The following is a 1,214-nucleotide window of genomic DNA, read 5'->3' as shown; positions in this document are numbered from 1 at the left end:
AACCCGGTTTCTCTATTTCTTCAAAAATTCCTATAATGCCTTTTTTCCCAAGTCAAAATCAACCTCTTACTCCTTTAACTAAAGCTTGACAACCTTGTAAGAAAATACTCACATCCATACCCAATCCAATATACTGAACTCCACAGTCAATCCATTTTTTTGCAGTCTCAGAATTATTAGTAAAAGTACCAACAGCTTTTCCTGAACTCCGAATAATTTCTACTGCTTTTTGCATTAATTCAACTACTCGAATATCATCAACTTGACCAGGAATACCTAAAGACTGAGATAAATCATAAGGACCGAGAAAAATTACATCAATATGAGGAACTGTAACAATTTCTCTCAGATTTTCGACGCCTTTTGTACCTTCCACATGAACTACAACTAAAGATTCTGCATTCAATTTATCGGTAATATTACTACCTGCTGAAGTGTAAACTCCAGCGCGAGTTCCAAATGATAAACCACGACAACCAATAGGATTATATTTAGCACTTTGCACTACTATTTCTGCATCAGTTATTGTTTCTATTTGTGGAACTTGTACGCCTGCGCTTCCGATATCAAGAGCGCGTTGAATTTGTGCAGCATCATTTTTGCTGACTCTGACAACTGGTGCAATACCTCCACAGTCAGCAGCACGACAAAGGTCTTCTGCAACTAGAATATTTAGAGGTCCGTGTTCGAGGTCGATAACTGCGAAATCAAATCCTGCTATACCGCAAATTTCAATGAAAGCAGGGTAAGCGCAATTCATAAAAAGTCCGAGTACGACTTCGCCGTTTTTGAGTTTTTGTTTGAGTTGATTTTTTTTCATGGTTGATAAATATATAGAAAAGAGGTAATAGGGAATAGTAGTGGGAGCATCTTGCTCCCGTTCCAGGTATTCCTTATTCCTGTATATCATTACTATGTCAGACTACCAACAATATTACTAGAGAGTTTGGAGACCATTAGTAGAGGGTTTGGAGACCAAACCCCTACCAGGAATTTTAATTCTGGTTAATTGCTTTTTCCCTATTTTTTTACGAGGTACGGTAGTGGGAGCATCTTGCTCCCGTTCCAGGTATTCCTTATTCCTGTATACCATTACTATGTAAGACTACCAACAATATTAGTAGAGGGTTTGAAGACCATTAGTAGAGGGTTTGGAGAGCAAACCCCTACCAGGAATTTTAATTCTGGTTAATTGCTTTTTCCCTATTTTTTTA

1 protein-coding gene is annotated in these 1,214 nt (G+C 37.7%); it reads right to left on the bottom strand.

Annotation, left to right across the window (positions count from 1 at the left end):
• Nucleotides 1–58: 58 nt before the first annotated feature.
• Entirely contained in the window at nt 59–820 is a 762-nt protein-coding gene (locus tag ACP6PK_RS07505; RefSeq protein ID WP_426559083.1) for an HpcH/HpaI aldolase family protein, read from the bottom strand.
• Nucleotides 821–1,214: the final 394 nt, after the last annotated feature.

Origin of the sequence: Dapis hubbardiae BLCC-M172 (assembly GCF_050016015.1) — a bacterium.
Lineage (GTDB): Bacteria > Cyanobacteriota > Cyanobacteriia > Cyanobacteriales > Microcoleaceae > Trichodesmium.
This window is presented reverse-complemented; position numbering and strand designations above follow the sequence as displayed.